The following is a 17409-nucleotide window of genomic DNA, read 5'->3' as shown; positions in this document are numbered from 1 at the left end:
CGCGTACGGATTTCATCGCGTGCGCACGCTCGCCCTGTCGATAACGGCAGTCGTACGGCTACCCTGGCACGGTACGCGCGCGGCCCTGCGAGGTGCCGCGCGTACCGCCACCAGTGGACCGCGCCGTTCCGGGCCCGGCCACTCGGCACCCTTCGTGCGTCGGACCCGCCGACGTACCATGGCGCCGGAATCTGCAACGCCGCAGGACCCAGACCGAGGAGAGATCCGTGAGCGACCTTCGCACGCTGCGCAACTACATCAACGGTGAGTTCGTCGACGCGGCTGACGGCCGCACGCTCGACATCGTCGACCCGACCACCGGCGAGGTGTACGCGACGTCGCCGCTGTCCGGCGCCGCGGACGTGGACGCCGCCATGGCCTCCGCCGCCGCCGCGTTCCCGATCTGGCGGGACGCCACCCCGAGCACCCGGCAGAAGCTGCTGCTCAAGATCGCCGACGCGGTCGAGGCCCGGGCCGACGAGATCGTCGACGCCGAGGTGCGCAACACCGGCAAGCCCCGCGCGCTGACCCTCTCCGAGGAGATCGGCCCGATGGTGGACCAGATCCGCTTCTTCGCCGGTGCCGCCCGCCTGCTGGAGGGCAAGGCCGCCGGTGAGTACATGGACGGGATGACCTCGATCGTCCGCCGCGAGCCGGTCGGCGTCTGCGCCCAGGTCGCGCCGTGGAACTACCCGATGATGATGGCCGTCTGGAAGTTCGCCCCGGCCCTCGCCGCGGGCAACGCCGTCGTCCTGAAGCCCTCGGACACCACCCCGGCCTCCACCGTGCTGCTGGCCGAGATCATCGGCGGCATCCTCAAGGAGCTGGACCTGCCGGCCGGCGTCTTCAACGTCATCTGCGGCGACCGCGAGACCGGCAAGCTGATGGTCGAGCACAAGACCCCGGCGATGGCCTCCATCACCGGCTCCGTCCGGGCCGGCATCCAGGTCGCCGAGTCGGCCTCCAAGGACGTCAAGCGCGTCCACCTGGAGCTGGGCGGCAAGGCCCCGGTCGTGGTCTTCGAGGACGCCGACATCGCCGAGGCCGTCGAGGGCATCTCCGTGGCGGGCTACTTCAACGCCGGCCAGGACTGCACCGCCGCCACCCGCGTGCTGGTGCACGAGTCGATCCACGACGCCTTCGTCGAGGCGCTGGCCAAGGCCGCGGCCGAGACCAAGACCGGCGGCGTGGACGACGAGGACGTGCTGTACGGCCCGCTGAACAACGCCAACCAGCTGCAGCAGGTCACCGGCTTCATCGACCGGCTGCCCGCCCACGCCAAGGTCGAGGCCGGTGGCCACCGGGTCGGCGACAAGGGCTACTTCTACGCCCCGACCGTCGTCTCCGGCCTGAACCAGGACGACGAGATCGTCCAGAACGAGGTCTTCGGCCCGGTCATCACCGTGCAGAAGTTCACCGACGAGGACCAGGCCGTCGAGTACGCCAACGGCGTCGAGTACGCGCTGGCCTCCTCGGTGTGGACCAAGGACCACGCCCGCGCCATGCGGATGTCGCGCCGCCTGGACTTCGGCTGCGTCTGGATCAACACCCACATCCCGCTGGTCGCCGAGATGCCGCACGGCGGCTTCAAGAAGTCCGGCTACGGCAAGGACCTGTCGTCGTACGGCTTCGAGGACTACACCCGCGTGAAGCACGTCATGACTGCGATCTGATGTAGTGCTCATCGGTTGAAGTGACAATGGGCCCGGGGCTTTTCGCCCCGGGCCCTTGTGTCTTTGCACCCTGTCGACCGATCGCGCGACCGGCTGACAAGATGAAACTGCACTTCGCCGGTAGTCGGCCCTAGCCTTACCGGCATGAGCATCCCCACCGCTGACTCAGCCGCCGGCCAGGCCGTCAAGGCCGCCGACCGCGCGCACGTCTTCCACTCGTGGTCCGCCCAGGCGCTGATCGACCCCCTCGCGGTGGCCGGCGCCGAGGGCTCGTACTTCTGGGACTACGACGGCAACCGCTACCTCGACTTCTCCTCCCAGCTGGTCAACACCAACATCGGTCACCAGCACCCGAAGGTGGTCGCCGCGATCCAGGAGCAGGCGGCGAAGCTCTGCACCATCGCGCCCGGCTTCGCGGTCGAGTCGCGCAGCGAGGCCGCCCGGCTGATCGCCGAGCGCACCCCGGGCGACCTGGACAAGATCTTCTTCACCAACGGCGGCGCCGAGGCCAACGAGAACGCCATCCGGCTGGCCCGGCTGCACACCGGCCGGCAGAAGGTGCTGTCCACCTACCGCTCGTACCACGGCGCCACCGCCAACGCGATCGCCCTCACCGGCGACCCGCGGCGCTGGGCCAACGAGACCGGCGTCTCCGGCGTGGTGCACTTCTGGGGCCCGTACGCCTACCGCTCCAACTTCCACGCCGAGAACGAGGCGCAGGAGTGCGAGCGCGCGCTGCGGCACCTGGAGGAGGTGATCGCGTTCGAGGGACCGGGCACGGTCGCGGCGGTCATCCTGGAGACCGTGGTCGGCACCGCGGGCATCCTCGTCCCGCCGCCGGGGTACCTGGCCGGGGTGCGGGAGATCTGCGACCGCCACGGCATCGTGTTCATCCTCGACGAGGTGATGGCGGGCTTCGGCCGCACCGGTGAGTGGTTCGCCGCCGACCACTGGGGCGTCACCCCGGACCTGCTCACCTTCGCCAAGGGCGTGAACTCCGGCTACGTGCCGCTCGGCGGCGTGGCGATCAGCGCCGAGATCGCCGCCACCTTCGCCGAGCGGCCGTTCCCCGGCGGGCTCACCTACTCCGGCCACCCGCTGGCCTGCGCCTCCGCGGTGGCGACCATCAACACGATGGCGGAGGAGGGCATCGTCGAGAACGCCAGGCACATCGGCGAGAACGTGCTCGGCCCCGGCCTGCGCGAGCTGGCCGAGCGGCACCCGTCGATCGGCGAGGTCCGCGGCCTGGGCGTGTTCTGGGCGCTCGACCTGGTGAAGGACCGGGAGACCCGCGAGCCGCTGGTGCCCTACAACGCCGCAGGCGCCGCCAACGCGCCGATGGCCGAGCTGGCCGCCGCCTGCAAGCAGCGCGGGCTCTGGCCGTTCGTCAACATGAACCGCTTCCACGTCGTCCCGCCGTGCACCGTCACCGAGGAGGAGGCCAAGACCGGCCTCGCGGTGCTGGACGAGGTGCTGTCGCTCACCGACGCGCACACTGTCTGACGTACCTACCAGGACGGCCCCGGCACCCGTGTGCGTGCCGGGGCCGTCCCACGCTCCGGAAGGCCGCTCATGCCCAGCACCATCCTGACCCGCCGTTCGTCCAACTCCCGTTCAGTGCGCCGACGTTCCGTGCTCGGTGGGGTCGCGCTGCTCGGTGCCGGCACGCTGACCGGCTGCGGGATCCCGTCCGCGTACGTCGCCGAGGACCGCCGCTCCGTGCCGGACCGCTCGGAGGGCGACAAGCGGCTGGCCTTCTCCAACTGGACGCAGTACATCGACACCGACGACCAGGGCGGGCGACCGACCCTGGACGGCTTCACCGAGAAGACCGGGATCGAGGTCACCTACACCGAGGACATCAACGACAACGACGAGTTCTTCGGCAAGATCAGCCCGGTGCTCACCCAGGGCGCCGACCCCGGCCGGGACCTGATGGTGATCAGCGACTGGATGGCCGGGCGGTACGTCTCGCTGGGCTGGGTGCAGGCCATGGACCGGGCCAACCTGCCCAGCGTCACCGCCAACCTGGACCCGCAGCTCGCGAACCCGGCCTTCGACCCCGGGCGCAGGCGCAGTGTGCCGTGGCAGTCCGGGATCACCGGCATCGCGTACAACCGCAAGGCGCTCGGCCGGGAGATCAAGTCCACCGCGGACCTGTGGGCGCCCGACCTCAAGGGCCGGGTCACGCTGTTCGCCGGGCTGGACGAGGCGCTCGGGCTACTGATGCTCTCCCAGGGCGCGGACGTCGCGACGTTCGACGACGACGACGCGAACAAGGCGATGGACCTGGTGCAGAAGATGGTCGACGGCAGCCACATCCGCCGCTTCACCGGCAACGACTACACCAGCGACCTCGCCTCCGGCGCGGCGCTCGCCTGCCAGGCCTACTCCGGCGACGCGGTCCAACTCACCGCGGAGAACCCGGACATCGAGTTCGTGGTGCCGGAGGAGGGCGGCGAGCTGTGGGCGGAGAGCCTGATGATCCCCAACCGGGCCACCCACAAGCGCAACGCCGAGGCGCTGATCGACTACTACTACCAGCCCGAGGTGGCCGCCGAGCTGGCCGCGTTCGTCCAGTACATCTGCCCGGTGCCGGCCGCCCGCGAGGTGCTGGCGGCCAGCGGCGACAAGGAGAAGGCCGAACTCGCCGAGAACCCGCTGGTCTTCCCGACCGAGGAGATGCGCGCCCGGCTGCGCACCATGCGCGACGTCACCTCGGCCGAGCGGCCCGCGCTGCACAAGGTCTGGGGACGCATCACCGGGGTGTGAGGCTGCACCACCGGGTGCGAGGGGCGGGGCGCTAGCGCCGTACGGCGTCCAGGGCGAGCAGCGCGACGTGCAGGGAGAGGCAGGACTCGACCTGGTCGAGGTCGACGCCGAGGATCCGCTCGACCTTGTGCAGCCGGTCGTAGAAGGAGGGTCGGGACAGGTGCGCGGCGTCCGCCGCGGCCGACTTGTTCCGGCCCTGCTCCAGGTAGATCCGCAGCATCTGCACCAACTGACCGTTGTGCTCGGCGTCGTGGGCCAGCAGCGGGCCCAACTCCCGCTCCACGTAGGTCTGCAGCCGGGCGTCGTCGCGCAGCAGGTGGAGCAGGCCGCGCAGCCGGACGTCCGGGAGCCGGTAGTAGGAGGAGGTGCGGCCGCCGCCGGGGACGTCGTGCAGGGCGGCGTCGGCGACCTGGGTGGCTTCCAGCAGGGTGCGCCGGGCGTCGCGGACCGAGCCGACCGAGGAGCCGACCGCGACCACCGGGCCTGCCGGGTCGGTGCCCTCGCGGCCGGACTCGGCCGACATCCGGCGCAGCGCGGCCGAGAAGGAGTCCAGCGCGGCGTGCTCGTCCTGCTGGGCACCGAGCGAGATCAGCAGGCCGACGGCCTCGTCGTCCAGCGCGCCGACCAGCGCGGAGAGCCGGCAGGACCGGACGGCGCTCGCGGCCAGCTCGGTGAAGTCGCGCAGCCGGGCCTGCGCCTCCAGCGCGGCCGGGATCGGCCCGCGGCGCTGCCGCAGCACCACGCCGACCAGCCGCCGGCCCTCCAGCGGGACGCCGAGCGCCTGGGCGCGCAGCGCCGCCTCGGAGACGGTCAGCGCGTGGGTGAGGATGCCGGAGAGCAGGGTGCGGTGGGTCTGCCGCTCCAGGCTCTCCCGGTCGCGGACCACCAGCCGGTTGAGGGCCAGCGCGGAGGCGCCGCGCTCCAGCAGCATGGTGTGCGGGTGGGCCTCGCCCTCGGGCAGCGGGCCGGGCTCCTGCACCAGCACCAGCCGGCCCCAGTCCTGGCCGCGGGCGCCGACGGTGGTGACCAGCCAGCCGCTGCGCGGGTCGTGGCCGGTGCGGCCGGCCGGACGGACCCCGCGCGAGCGGCGCTCCCAGTCCTCCAGCACCTCGGCCTCCGGGCGCCCGGCGGTGTCGTGGGCGAGCACTTGGTGGGCGAGGTTCTCCAGGACGACCGGCCCGCCCGCCATCCGGGAGACCTGCCGGATCACCTCGGCCGGCTCGGCGCCCTCCACCACCAGCTCGTTGAACACCTGGTGGACGGACTCGGAGATGCGCAGCTGCTCCAGCTGGGCGTTGACCACCAGGGCGTGCACGGCCTCGGTGACGGCGACGAAGCGCAGCTCGCGGCGGAGCGTGATCAGCGGCAGGCCGCGCTGCTCGGCGGCGTTCACCAGGGCGCGGGGGAGCGCGTCGAAGTAGCGCCGCCCGTACTCGACGACCAGGCCGGCCACCCCGACCTCGTCCAGCTCGCGGACGTAGCGGGCCAGGCCCTCGCGGTCCTCGGGCAGCGCGATGCCGGTGGTCAGCACCAGCTCGCCGCCCCGGAGCATCCCGGCGACGTCGGGCAGTTCGCTCACGTGGACCCAGCGGACCGGCCGCTCCAGGTGGTCGGCGCCGGCCACGACCTGGGGCAGGCCGCGCCGCATCACCTCCAGGTCGAGTACTCGGGCGACGGTGGGGAGCATCGCGGGCCTCCATGCATGGCCGGGGGGCTGGAGTGGGCCGGGGGTCGGCGGGGCGGTCAGAGTGTCAGGTGAATCATCCATCCCCACGACGACCTGTCGCCCTGCCGGGACCCTTGCACCCTGTAAGGCCCTTCGTGTCGAGATTGTCGCAGTGACCCTTGTCACGCCCCGGCGGCACCGGGCATGGTCAGCGGGTCGGCTGTGGCGGAAAACCGACCCCACACCGGAATCCGTCGCGGTGACCAGAACGCAACCGTGGAATCCCTTGTCCGGACGTGGCCGGACTGCCAGGATCGCGCAACCCCGATGATCGACAGGACGGACTCCCCCCGCAGACCCCCACCGCGGAGGCGGCGCTCCGTCGCTCAGTCGTACCACCGGCACTTGGAGGAACCAGATGGACCTGACCGACTTCGGCGCGGGCGCGCAGTACATCGCCGGCCGCCCGACCCGGGGGAGCGGCGAGCCCTTCCAGGTCGTCAACCCCGCCGACGGCAGCGTGGTCGAGCAGGTCGCCCTGGCCGGCACCGGGGACGTCGACGCGGCCGTCGCCGCCGCGAGGGCCGCGCTGCCCGGCTGGTCCTCCGCCACCCCCGGCGCGCGCTCCGAGGCGCTCACCCGGCTGGCCGCCGTGCTGACCGACGCCTGCGGCGACCTCGCCCGGGTGGAGACCGCGCAGACCGGCAAGCCGGTCAAGCTGGCCACCGAGTTCGACGTGCCCGGCACCATCGACAACGCCGCGTTCTTCGCCGGTGCCGCCCGCAACCTGGAGGGCAAGGCCGCCGGCGAGTACTCCGGCGACCACACCTCGTACGTGCGGCGCGAGGCGATCGGCGTGGTCGGCTCGATCTCGCCGTGGAACTACCCGCTGCAGATGGCCGCCTGGAAGATCCTCCCGGCGATCGCGGCGGGCAACACCATCGTGCTCAAGCCGGCCGAGCTGACCCCGCTGACCTCGCTGATGTTCGCCAGGGCCTGCACGGCGGCGGGCATCCCGGACGGCGTGGTCAACGTGGTCACCGGCGCCGGGCGCACCGCCGGCGAGCACCTGGTCGGGCACCCGGACGTCGCGATGGTCTCCTTCACCGGCTCCACCGCGGTCGGCAAGCGGGTCGCCGAACTCGCCACCGCGAGCGTCAAGCGCACCCACCTGGAGCTCGGCGGCAAGGCCCCGTTCGTGGTCTTCGACGACGCCGACCTGGACGCCGCCGTGCACGGCGCGGTCGCCGCCTCGCTGATCAACGGCGGCCAGGACTGCACCGCCGCCACCCGCGCGTACGTCCAGCGCCCGCTGTACGACGCCTTCGTGGCCGGGGTGGCCGAGCTGTTCGCGGCGATCCGGATCGGCGACCCGCTGAACCCGCACACCGACCTCGGCCCGCTGGTCTCGTACGCCCACCGGGACCGGGTGGCCGGCTTCGTGGAGCGGGCCCGCGGGTACGCCACCGTGGTCACCGGCGGCCGGGTGCCCGAGAAGGGCCACGACGGCCACGACCTCACTCGGGGCGCCTACTACCCGCCCACCCTGATCACCGGCGCGGCCCAGGACAGCGAGGTCGTCCAGGGCGAGATCTTCGGCCCGGTGCTGGTCGTGCTGCCCTTCGACGGCGACGACGAGGGCCTGCGGCTGGCCAACGACACCCCCTACGGCCTGGCCGCCTCCGCCTGGACGAGCAACGTGCACCGCTCCCTGCGCGCCACCCGGGAGATCGCGGCCGGGTGCGTCTGGGTCAACGACCACATCCCGATCATCAGCGAGATGCCGCACGGCGGCTACAAGGCGTCCGGCTACGGCAAGGACATGTCCCAGTACTCGCTGGACGAGTACACGCAGGTCAAGCACGTCATGTTCGACACCACCGCGGTGGCCCGCAAGGACTGGCACCGCACCGTCTTCGGAGACAGATAACCCCCGGACAAGGGCGCTTCCCCCCACGCCCCTCTCTCCCCCAGGAGGCCCGTTCCATGGCGTTCAACGAGCTCACCGACGGTCTGCCCGAACCGGTCCGCAAGGCCTGGGAACGCAGCCTGACCAGCGGCCGGGCCGCACTCGGCCGCCGTACCCTGCTGCGCGCCGCCGCCCTCACCGCCGGAGCGGGCACCCTGGCCGCCTGCGGCATCCCGGCGGCCCCCCGGGCGACCGGTGACTCCACCGCGAACGCCGCCAAGGACCTCTCGGACGCGGAGAAGGAGGTCGCCTTCTCCAACTGGCCGCTCTACGTCGACACCGACGAGAACGACAAGGAGAAGCACGGCACCCTGGAGGCCTTCACCCAGGCCACCGGGATCAAGGTCAAGTACAACGAGGACGTCAACGACAACGTCGAGTTCTTCGGCAAGATCAAGCCGCAGCTCGCCTCCGGGCAGGACACCGGCCGCGACCTGATGGTGCTCACCGACTGGATGGCCGCCCGGCTGATCCGGCTCGGCTGGGTGCAGAAGCTCAACCCGGCGAACGTGACCACCGCGATCACCACCGTCGAGTCGCGCTTCCGCGCCCCCGACTGGGACCCGGGCCGGCTCTACTCCTACCCGTGGGCCGGCATCCAGACCGTCGTCGCGTACAACAAGAAGGCGACCAAGGGGAAGGAGGTCACCAGCGTCTCCCAGCTGCTGGACGACCCCGACCTCAAGGGCCGGGTCACCTTCCTCTCCGAGATGCGCGACAGCATCGGGATGGTGCTGCTGGACCAGGGCAAGGACTCCGCGAAGTTCACCGCCGACGACTTCGACGCCGCCGTCGCCCGGCTGCAGAAGGCCGTCGACAGCAAGCAGATCCGCCGCTTCACCGGCAACGACTACGGCCAGGAACTCTCCTCCGGCGACATCGCGGCCTGCATCGCCTGGGGCGGCGACCTGATCCAACTGCGCGCCGACAACCCGGACATCGAGTTCGTCATCCCGGAGAAGGGCTTCCTCTCCTCGACCGACAACATGCTGGTTCCGGCCAAGGCGCAGCACAAGGCGAACGCGGAAAAGCTGATCGACTTCTACTATCAGCCGAAGATCGCGGCGCAGCTGGTCGCGGGCATCGGCTTCGTCTCCGCCGTCACCGGGATGCAGGACGAGCTCGCCACCCTCGCCCCGGACACCGCGGCCAACCCGCTGGTCGTACCCACCCCCGAGATGGCGGCCAAGGCGCACGTGTTCCGCACGCTCACCGAGAGCGAGGAGAGCGACTTCGAGCAGAAGTTCTCCAAGCTCATCGGCGCCTGACCCCCGTCCCGGCAGAGAAACCCAGGAAGACACCACCCATGACAGACCAGCAGCGAGACTCGGCCGCCGGCGGCGACGTCCGGCTCACCGGCATCGGCAAGACCTACGGCGCCTTCACCGCCGTCCACCCGCTCGACCTGACCGTCCCCCAGGGCTCCTTCTTCGCCCTGCTTGGCGCCTCCGGCTGCGGCAAGACCACCACCCTGCGCATGATCGCCGGCCTGGAGGAGCCCACCAGCGGCACCGTGCTGATCGGCGGCCAGGACGTCACCGCCCTGCCCCCGTACAAGCGGCCGGTGAACACCGTCTTCCAGAGCTACGCGCTCTTCCCGCACCTGGACATCTTCGAGAACGTCGCCTTCGGCCTGCGCCGGCGCGGCAAGAAGGACGTCAAGAAGCAGGTCGACGACATGCTGGAGCTGGTCGAGCTCGGCCAGTACGCCCGGCGCAAGCCGCACCAGCTCTCCGGCGGCCAGCAGCAGCGCGTCGCCGTCGCCCGCGCGCTGATCAACCACCCGCAGGTGCTGCTCCTCGACGAGCCGCTCGGCGCGCTCGACCTCAAGCTCCGCCGGCAGATGCAGCTGGAGCTCAAGCGGATCCAGACCGAGGTAGGCATCACCTTCGTGCACGTCACCCACGACCAGGAGGAGGCCATGACCATGGCCGACACCATCGCGGTGATGAACGGCGGCCGGGTCGAGCAGCTGGGCGCGCCCGCCGAGCTGTACGAGAACCCCGCCACCACCTTCGTGGCCAACTTCCTCGGCCAGTCCAACCTGCTGCCCGCCGAGGTCACCGGCAGCGAGGGCGGCGACCTGCTGCTGAGCGCGGCCGGCGCCCGCCTCACCGTGCCCAGGGCGCGTTGCGCCACCGACGCCAAGCGCGTCCACCTCGGCGTGCGCCCGGAGAAGATCACCATCACGCACGCCTCCGAGGAGGTCGCCGACGGCCGCAACAAGCTGGCCGGCACGGTGCTCGACTCCAGCTTCATCGGCGTCTCCACCCAGTACGTGGTGCGCACCGACGGCGGCCAGGAAGTCACCGTCTTCGAGCAGAACATGGAGCGCGACGCCCGGATCGTCCCCGGCGCCGCCGTCCGGCTGCACTGGAACCCGGCGCACTCCTTCGCCCTGGACGCCTCGCAGGCGATCGACGCCGGCACCGCGGAGGAGGCCGCATGACCGCCACCACCCCGGCCGCGCCGCCCCAAGTCATCCCGTTGGTGGCGGAGCGCAAGCCCAAGCGCAAGCTCACCCCGTACTGGCTGCTGCTGCCCGGCATCGCCTGGCTGGTCGTCTTCTTCGCCGTCCCGATGCTCTACCAGGGATCGACCTCCCTGCAGACCGGCTCGCTCGAAGAGGGCTTCAAGGTCACCTGGCACTTCTCGACCTACTGGGACGCCCTGGTCGAGTACAAGTGGCACTTCGTCCGCTCGTTCTCGTACGCGGGCGTCGCCACCGTGCTCTGCCTGGCCGTCGGCTACCCGCTCGCGTACACGATCGCCTTCAAGGCGAGCAAGCGCTGGCGCAACGTCATCCTCATCCTGGTCATCGCGCCGTTCTTCACCAGCTTCCTGATCCGCACGCTGGCCTGGAAGACCATCCTGTCCGACGGCGGCCCGGTGGTCGGCGCGCTGAACGCGCTGCACGTCCTGGACCTCACCAACCTGGTCGGCCTCACCTCCGGGGACCGGGTGCTGGCCACGCCGCTCGCGGTGGTCTGCGGTCTGACCTACAACTTCCTGCCGTTCATGATCCTGCCGCTGTACACCTCGCTGGAGCGGATCGACCCGCGCCTGCACGAGGCGGCGGGCGACCTCTACGCCCGGCCGTTCACCACCTTCCGCAAGGTCACCTTCCCGATCTCGCTGCCGGGCGTGGTCGCGGGCACCCTGCTGACCTTCATCCCGGCGTCCGGCGACTACATCAACGCCCAGCTGCTGGGCTCGCCGAGCGAGCAGATGGTCGGCAACGGCATCCAGAAGCAGTTCCTGAACGTGCTCGACTACCCCACGGCGGCCGCGCTGAGCTTCATCCTGATGGCCCTGATCCTGGGCATGGTGACGGTCTACATGCGCAAGGCCGGGACGGAGGAACTGGTCTGATGTCCCGGATTCTGAAGTGGGTCCGCGCCCACCTGGTGGTGCTGGCCGGCCTGCTGGCCCTCGCCTACCTGGTGCTGCCCAACCTGGTCGTGCTCGCCTTCTCGTTCAACAAGCCGGTGGGCAAGTTCAACTACGAGTGGAACGAGTTCTCCACCGACGCCTGGACCAACCCCTGCGGCGTGGCCGACATGTGCCAGTCGCTCTCGCTCAGCCTGCAGATCGCGGTGCTCGCCACCATCGGCGCCACCGTGCTCGGCACCATGGTCGCCTTCGCGCTGGCCCGCTACCGCTTCCGCGGCCGCTCGGCCACCACCGCGATGATCTTCCTGCCGATGGCCATGCCCGAGGTGGTCATGGCCGCCTCGCTCGGGACGCTCTTCCTCAACATGCGCATCCCGTTCGGCTTCACCACCATCCTCATCGCGCACATCATGTTCTGCCTCAGCTTCGTGGTGACGGCGGTCAAGGCACGCGTGATGAGCATGGACCCGAGGCTCGAACAGGCCGCGCAGGACCTCTACGCCACCCCCGTCCAGACCTTCCTGAGGGTCACCCTGCCGCTGGCGGCGCCCGGCATCGCGGCGGGCGCGCTGCTCAGCTTCGCGCTCTCCTTCGACGACTTCATCATCACCCAGTTCAACTCGGGCCCGACCACGGTCACCTTCCCGATGTTCGTCTGGGGCGCCTCGCAGCGCGGCATCCCGGTGCAGGTGAACGTCATCGGCACCGCGATGTTCCTCGCCGCCGTCGTCCTGACCGTCGTCGGCCAGTGGCTCGGCAACCGGAGGAAGGCCACCGCCTGACGTCCGGTCGGTCAGCGGTGGCTCGTACCGTCATCTATCCGTAGAAAGTGGCTGATAATGCATGGACTCCGCCCGCGCACTCAGTGACGCAAGGCCCACCCCCTTCTGGCTGGAGGACCCGGGCCGGCCGGCGGCGCTGCCCGCCCTGGTCGGCGACACCACCTGCGACCTGCTGGTCGTCGGCGGCGGCTACTCCGGCCTGTGGACCGCCCTGATCGCCAAGGAACGCGACCCCTCGCTGGACGTCGTCCTGGTCGAGGGCAGCGAGGTCGGGTGGGCCGCGTCCGGGCGCAACGGCGGATTCTGCGCGGCCAGCCTCACCCACGGCTTCGGCAACGGCCTGGACCGCTGGCCGTCCGAACTCGCCCAGCTGGAACGCCTCGGTGCCGCCAACCTCGACGGCATCGAGGCCACCCTCAAGCGCTACGGCATCGACGCCGAGTGGGAGCGCACCGGCGAGATCGACGTCGCCACCCAGCCGCACCAGGTCGAGGAACTCCACGAGGTCGCCGAGGCGGTCGCCCGCTACGGCCTCGACATCACCGTCCTGGACGCCGACCAGCTGCGCGCCGAGGTGAACTCGCCGACCTTCCTCGGTGGCCTCTGGGACAAGGAGGGCGTGGCCATGGTCCACCCCGCCAAGCTCGCCTGGGGCCTCAAGGACGCCTGCCTGAGCCAGGGCGTGCGGATCTTCGAGCACACCCGGGCCACCGACCTGCGGGAGTACGGCAGCGGCATGGCCGCCCGCACCCCGTACGGCCGGGTCTTCGCCCGCCGGGTCGCCCTCGGCACCAACGTGTTCCCGTCCCTGGTCAAGCGGGTCCGCCCGTACATCGTGCCGGTGTACGACTACGCGCTGATGACCGAGCCGCTCAACGACGAGCAACTCGCCTCGATCGGCTGGCGCGGGCGGCAGGGACTCGGCGACAGCGCCAACAAGTTCCACTACTTCCGGCTCTCCGCCGACAACCGCATCCTCTGGGGCGGCTACGACGCGGTCTACCACTACGGCGGGCACGTCCGGCACGAGTACGACCAGCGGCCGGAGACCTTCCGCACCCTGGCCGGCCACTTCTTCCGCTGCTTCCCGCAGCTGGAGGGGCTGCGCTTCACCAACGCCTGGGGCGGCGCGATCGACACCTGCAGCCGGTTCTCGGCGTTCTTCGACACCGCGTACCGGGGCAAGGTCGCGTACGCGGTCGGCTACACCGGGCTCGGCGTCGGCGCGACCCGCTTCGGCGCCGAGGTGATGCTCGACCTGCTCGCGGGCGAGCGCACCGAGCGCACCTCGCTGGAGATGGTCCGCAGCAAGCCGCTGCCGTTCCCGCCCGAGCCGGTGCGCTGGGCCGGGATCGAGATCACCACCCGGTCGCTGGAGCGCGCCGACCGCAACGGCGGCCACCGCAACCTCTGGCTGCGCACGCTCGACCGCCTGGGGCTGGGCTTCGACAGCTGAGCGAGTGCACCCGGCCGGGTGAGTGCCCGCCCGAGTGCCCAGGACCCGTGTAAGAGGGACCCGCCGTACGCCTCTCCCTGGTGACGGCGGGTCCCGGTCATCTCCCGCCGCCCGAACAGTACGAACGGCGAGAAGCGGGGACAGACATGGAGAGCACAGGACTGCACTGGCTCGCGCAGGCGGCACCGGACCCGGAGTCCTTCCGGGAGCAGTGGGAGCGCATCGGACTGGGCCTGATGCTGCTGCCGGCCGGCCGCCGCTGGGACGTCCTCTCCGTCCCCGGACAGCTCGGGCGCCGGGCACTGGAGATCCTGGACACCGGCCTCTGCGGCCCCGTCCTCACCGACTTCGGCGAGGAGCACCTCGGTTTCCTGGTGCCGGTCGGCACCGCCGCCCGCTGGGTCGGCACGGGCGTGCGCAGCGCGGGGGAGGGCACCTGGATCGCCGTCCCGCACCCCGAGCGCAGCAGCCGGGGCCTGCGCTGGCTCGTCCCGCCGGACGGCTCCGGGCGGCTCACCGACCCCGTGCTGCTGGAGCTCGGCCTGCACGAGGCCGCGGCGGGTCTCGGCGGGTGGTGAGCGGGACGGTGGCGGCGCGCGGGACGACCGGGGCACACGGGCGACGGTGGCGCACGGGGCAACGGTGGCACACCGGTGGACGGTGGCGCACGGGGCGGGCGGTCGCGTCAGACTGGAGGCGTGACCACCGCACCGCACGCCGTCGACGCGTCCCTCCGACCGGGCCCGGCCCAGCTGCGCCTGGCCGCTCTGGCCGCGCCGGTCTGCGAGCGTCACGGCCTCGCCCTGGCGGGTGGGCACGCGCTGCGCGCCCACGGCGTCGCGGCCTGCACACAGGACGGGCTCACCCTGGTGACCGGCGGTGCCGACCTGCCGGAGGTGGCCGAAGCGCTGGCCGAGGCGTACCGCGCGGCAGGTGGCGGGGTGGCGGAGCGGCCGGGCACCCCGCGGCTGGAGCAGCTCACCGTCCGGCTGGCGCTGGGCGGCCGGACGCACACCGTGGAACTGCGCAAGGAACCGCTCGGCCACCGGTCGGTCCGGCTCGACCTCGGTGCGCCCGGGCCGGACGAGCCGTCGGCGGTGCTGCCGGTCGTCGCGCTGGAGGACGCGGCAGCGCTGACCACGGCGCTGCTCGTGGACCGCGGCATGCCGCGCGACCTGGTCGACGTCCACGCGCTGACCCGCTGCTACCGGGAGGGTGAACTGCTCGCGCTCGCAGGGGAATTGGACCCGGACTTCCAGCCCGCCACGCTCGCCGACCGGCTGGAGACGCTCGCCGAGGCGGCGGACGGGCGGTTCCGTGCCCGGGGCGTGCCGGGCCGGGACGTGGCCGGACTGAAGCGCTGGGCACTGGCGTGGGCGCAGGACCTGCGGCTGGACCTGCTGGAGACCCAGGAGGCCGCGGACGGGCTGCACGATCCGTACCTGGAGGACACGGACCCGGGGGATCCGTCTCCGGAGGATGCGCCGTGGGGGAGGGGGAAGGAGGAAGCCTGAGCCCCGTCCGGACGAGGGCGCCACACGTTCGGAGTAGCGACCGGACGACCTGTAAGGCTGAATCCGAGATCCCCGTCAGCCTGTTCGTTGAGCTGGGCAGGGACGGCGACCAGACTGGGAGACGAGCGCGGTAGCCCCGTGAATTTCCGTCGCCCGGCCCACTCGCGGGCGGCGCCAGACGGACCGGCGGCAGCATGCCGCCCGGACTTCGGAGGCAGACGGACCTTGAGCAAGCACATCATTCACTGGATCGGCGGCAAGCCGGTCGCCACCGCCGGTGCGGCGCCCCGCCGCGGCGACATCTTCGACCCGGCCACCGGCCAGGTCGCCGGCCACGTCGACTTCGCCGGGATCGCCGAGGTCGACCAGGCCGTGGCCGCCGCCGCCTCGGCCTTCACCGAGTGGCGCACCGCCTCGGTCGCCAAGCGGTCGACGGTGCTCTTCGCCTTCCGCGAGCTGCTGAACGCCCGCCGCGACGAGCTGGCCTCGATCATCGTGTCGGAGCACGGCAAGGTGCACTCCGACGCCCTGGGCGAGATCGCCCGCGGCCTGGAGGTCGTGGAGTACGCCTGCGGCATCCCGCAGCTCATCAAGGGCGGCTTCACCGAGCAGGCCTCCACCGGCATCGACGTGTACTCGATCCGCCAGCCGCTCGGCCCGGTCGCCGTCATCTCGCCGTTCAACTTCCCGGCGATGGTGCCGATGTGGTTCTTCCCGATCGCCATCGCGGCCGGCAACACCGTCGTGGTGAAGCCGTCGGAGAAGGACCCGTCCGCCGCCAACTTCCTCGCCGGGCTGTGGAAGGAAGCCGGCCTGCCGGACGGCGTCTTCAACGTCGTGCACGGCGACAAGGTGGCCGTCGACCGCCTGCTGGAGCACCCGGACATCAAGTCCGTCAGCTTCGTCGGCTCCACCCCGATCGCCCGCTACGTCTACGAGACCGGCACCCGCTACGGCAAGCGTGTGCAGGCCCTGGGCGGCGCCAAGAACCACATGCTGGTCCTGCCCGACGCCGACCTGGACCTCGCCGCCGACGCCGCCGTCAACGCCGGCTTCGGCTCGGCCGGCGAGCGCTGCATGGCGGTGTCCGTGCTCGTCGCGGTCGACCCGATCGGCGACGAGCTGGTCGAGAAGATCAAGCAGCGGGTGGCCACCCTCAAGGTCGGCCCGGGCTGCAACGGCGACTCCGAGATGGGCCCGCTGGTCACCGGCCAGCACCGCGACAAGGTCACCTCCTACGTGGAGTCCGGTGTCGCCGACGGCGCCGAGCTCGCCGTGGACGGCCGAAAGCACCCGGTCACCGCCGAGGACAAGGACGGCACCCCGACCGCCGACGGCTTCTGGCTCGGCCCGACGCTGTTCGACCACGTGAAGCCCGGCATGTCCGTCTACAACGACGAGATCTTCGGCCCGGTCCTCTCGGTCGTGCGCGTCTCCTCCTACGAGGAGGGCCTGGCGCTGATCAACGCCAACCCGTACGGCAACGGCACCGCCCTCTTCACCAACGACGGCGGCGCGGCCCGGCGCTTCCAGTTCGAGGTGGAGGTCGGCATGGTCGGCATCAACGTGCCGATCCCGGTGCCCGTCGCCTACTACTCCTTCGGCGGCTGGAAGGCCTCCCTGTTCGGCGACGCCCACGCGTACGGCCCGGACGGCGTGCAGTTCTTCACCCGCGGCAAGGCCGTGACCCAGCGCTGGCTGGACCCGTCGCACGGCGGCATCAACCTCGGCTTCCCCACCAACAGCTGAGCCCGCGCCGCGCGGGCGCGCCGGCCGGACCCCTCTCCCCGGGGCCCGGCCGGCGCGCGTTTGCCTGCCGTTTGCATCCAGGCCCCGAAGCGCGTAGAGTTCTTCGAGCTGCTCGACAGGGAGCACCGGACACGCGTCTGCGCGGACGGTCCCGGGGCGGCCAATCCTCTGAAACACCACTTCCCAGGTTCGGGCTGGGTTGCGTTCGCATTTCTGCGCCGCGGCTTGGTCCTTATTCGGCGTGCTCGTTTTATTGGATTGCGGCCGATTCGCTTTTCGGAGTACGGATCGGCTAGAGTTTGAAACGTCGGACAGGGCGTCAAGCCCCGGAAGACAACGGCGAGTTGGATGAACGAAGCCCCGGAAACGGAGCGGAAAACATCTGATAAGCTGGAAACACGAAAGAACGAAGCCCGGAGGGTCCGCTGGAAGGCG

General features: G+C 71.2%; 13 protein-coding genes. 12 read left to right on the top strand and 1 reads right to left on the bottom strand.

Going from position 1 to position 17409, the window contains the following annotated elements; translation table 11 throughout:
* Nucleotides 1–227 precede the first annotated feature (227 nt).
* The 3 genes from ABTY56_RS24755 (at nt 228) to ABTY56_RS24745 (ending at nt 4445) form a co-directional block, all read left to right on the top strand.
* Nucleotides 228–1673 (top strand): gamma-aminobutyraldehyde dehydrogenase, encoded by a 1446-nt coding sequence (locus tag ABTY56_RS24755; protein ID WP_350631295.1) that lies wholly within the window; start codon nt 228–230, stop codon nt 1671–1673.
* Between the two features lie 144 nt (nt 1674–1817).
* On the top strand, nt 1818–3176 hold the full coding sequence (locus ABTY56_RS24750; protein ID WP_350631293.1) for an aspartate aminotransferase family protein: 1359 nt from the start codon (nt 1818–1820) through the stop codon (nt 3174–3176).
* A gap of 69 nt (nt 3177–3245) precedes the next feature.
* Complete coding sequence (locus ABTY56_RS24745) at nt 3246–4445, top strand: polyamine ABC transporter substrate-binding protein (RefSeq protein ID WP_350631292.1); 1200 nt, start codon at nt 3246–3248, stop codon at nt 4443–4445.
* Between the two features lie 31 nt (nt 4446–4476).
* Here ABTY56_RS24745 and ABTY56_RS24740 read toward each other — a convergent pair whose 3' ends face one another.
* On the bottom strand, nt 4477–6132 hold the full coding sequence (locus ABTY56_RS24740; RefSeq protein ID WP_350631291.1) for a PucR family transcriptional regulator: 1656 nt from the start codon (nt 6130–6132) through the stop codon (nt 4477–4479).
* Between the two features lie 397 nt (nt 6133–6529).
* On the opposite strand from ABTY56_RS24740, the gene ABTY56_RS24735 reads away from it, so the two are divergent.
* From ABTY56_RS24735 to ABTY56_RS24695, 9 genes are all read left to right on the top strand, one after another.
* On the top strand, nt 6530–8041 hold the full coding sequence (locus tag ABTY56_RS24735) for a gamma-aminobutyraldehyde dehydrogenase (RefSeq protein WP_350631289.1): 1512 nt from the start codon (nt 6530–6532) through the stop codon (nt 8039–8041).
* Between the two features lie 56 nt (nt 8042–8097).
* Entirely contained in the window at nt 8098–9348 is a 1251-nt protein-coding gene (locus ABTY56_RS24730; protein WP_350631287.1) for a polyamine ABC transporter substrate-binding protein, read from the top strand.
* A gap of 38 nt (nt 9349–9386) precedes the next feature.
* Nucleotides 9387–10529, top strand: coding sequence for an ABC transporter ATP-binding protein (locus ABTY56_RS24725; protein WP_350631285.1), 1143 nt, complete (start codon nt 9387–9389; stop codon nt 10527–10529).
* Entirely contained in the window at nt 10526–11452 is a 927-nt protein-coding gene (locus ABTY56_RS24720; protein ID WP_350631283.1) for an ABC transporter permease, read from the top strand. Before ABTY56_RS24725 ends, ABTY56_RS24720 begins: the two co-directional genes overlap by 4 nt.
* Entirely contained in the window at nt 11452–12255 is an 804-nt protein-coding gene (locus ABTY56_RS24715; protein WP_350631281.1) for an ABC transporter permease, read from the top strand. Before ABTY56_RS24720 ends, ABTY56_RS24715 begins: the two co-directional genes overlap by 1 nt.
* 61 nt (nt 12256–12316) lie before the next feature.
* On the top strand, nt 12317–13711 hold the full coding sequence (locus ABTY56_RS24710) for an NAD(P)/FAD-dependent oxidoreductase (RefSeq protein WP_350631280.1): 1395 nt from the start codon (nt 12317–12319) through the stop codon (nt 13709–13711).
* 146 nt (nt 13712–13857) lie between these two features.
* Entirely contained in the window at nt 13858–14289 is a 432-nt protein-coding gene (locus ABTY56_RS24705) for a bifunctional DNA primase/polymerase (RefSeq protein ID WP_350631279.1), read from the top strand.
* 120 nt (nt 14290–14409) lie between these two features.
* A complete protein-coding gene (locus ABTY56_RS24700) occupies nt 14410–15225 on the top strand; it encodes a nucleotidyl transferase AbiEii/AbiGii toxin family protein (RefSeq protein ID WP_350631277.1) in 816 nt (271 codons plus the stop codon).
* A 225-nt stretch (nt 15226–15450) separates the two neighbouring features.
* A complete protein-coding gene (locus ABTY56_RS24695) occupies nt 15451–16974 on the top strand; it encodes a CoA-acylating methylmalonate-semialdehyde dehydrogenase (protein ID WP_350631276.1) in 1524 nt (507 codons plus the stop codon).
* Nucleotides 16975–17409 lie beyond the last annotated feature (435 nt).

The organism is Kitasatospora sp. NPDC097691 (genome assembly GCF_040302665.1).
Taxonomy (GTDB): Bacteria; Actinomycetota; Actinomycetes; order Streptomycetales; family Streptomycetaceae; genus Kitasatospora.
The sequence above is the reverse complement of the archived record's forward strand: the minus strand, read 5'-3'. Positions and strand labels throughout refer to the sequence as shown.

Bases quoted from the DNA above. Each gene is read 5' to 3' on its own strand.
- ABTY56_RS24750 (WP_350631293.1), top strand. From the start codon at position 1,818: ATGAGCATCCCCACCGCTGACTCAGCCGCCGGCCAGGCCGTCAAGGCC.
- ABTY56_RS24745 (WP_350631292.1), top strand. From the start codon at position 3,246: ATGCCCAGCACCATCCTGACCCGCCGTTCGTCCAACTCCCGTTCAGTG.
- ABTY56_RS24740 (WP_350631291.1), bottom strand. From the start codon at position 6,132: ATGCTCCCCACCGTCGCCCGAGTACTCGACCTGGAGGTGATGCGGCGC.
- ABTY56_RS24735 (WP_350631289.1), top strand. From the start codon at position 6,530: ATGGACCTGACCGACTTCGGCGCGGGCGCGCAGTACATCGCCGGCCGC.
- ABTY56_RS24730 (WP_350631287.1), top strand. From the start codon at position 8,098: ATGGCGTTCAACGAGCTCACCGACGGTCTGCCCGAACCGGTCCGCAAG.
- ABTY56_RS24725 (WP_350631285.1), top strand. From the start codon at position 9,387: ATGACAGACCAGCAGCGAGACTCGGCCGCCGGCGGCGACGTCCGGCTC.
- ABTY56_RS24720 (WP_350631283.1), top strand. From the start codon at position 10,526: ATGACCGCCACCACCCCGGCCGCGCCGCCCCAAGTCATCCCGTTGGTG.
- ABTY56_RS24715 (WP_350631281.1), top strand. From the start codon at position 11,452: ATGTCCCGGATTCTGAAGTGGGTCCGCGCCCACCTGGTGGTGCTGGCC.
- ABTY56_RS24710 (WP_350631280.1), top strand. From the start codon at position 12,317: ATGGACTCCGCCCGCGCACTCAGTGACGCAAGGCCCACCCCCTTCTGG.
- ABTY56_RS24705 (WP_350631279.1), top strand. From the start codon at position 13,858: ATGGAGAGCACAGGACTGCACTGGCTCGCGCAGGCGGCACCGGACCCG.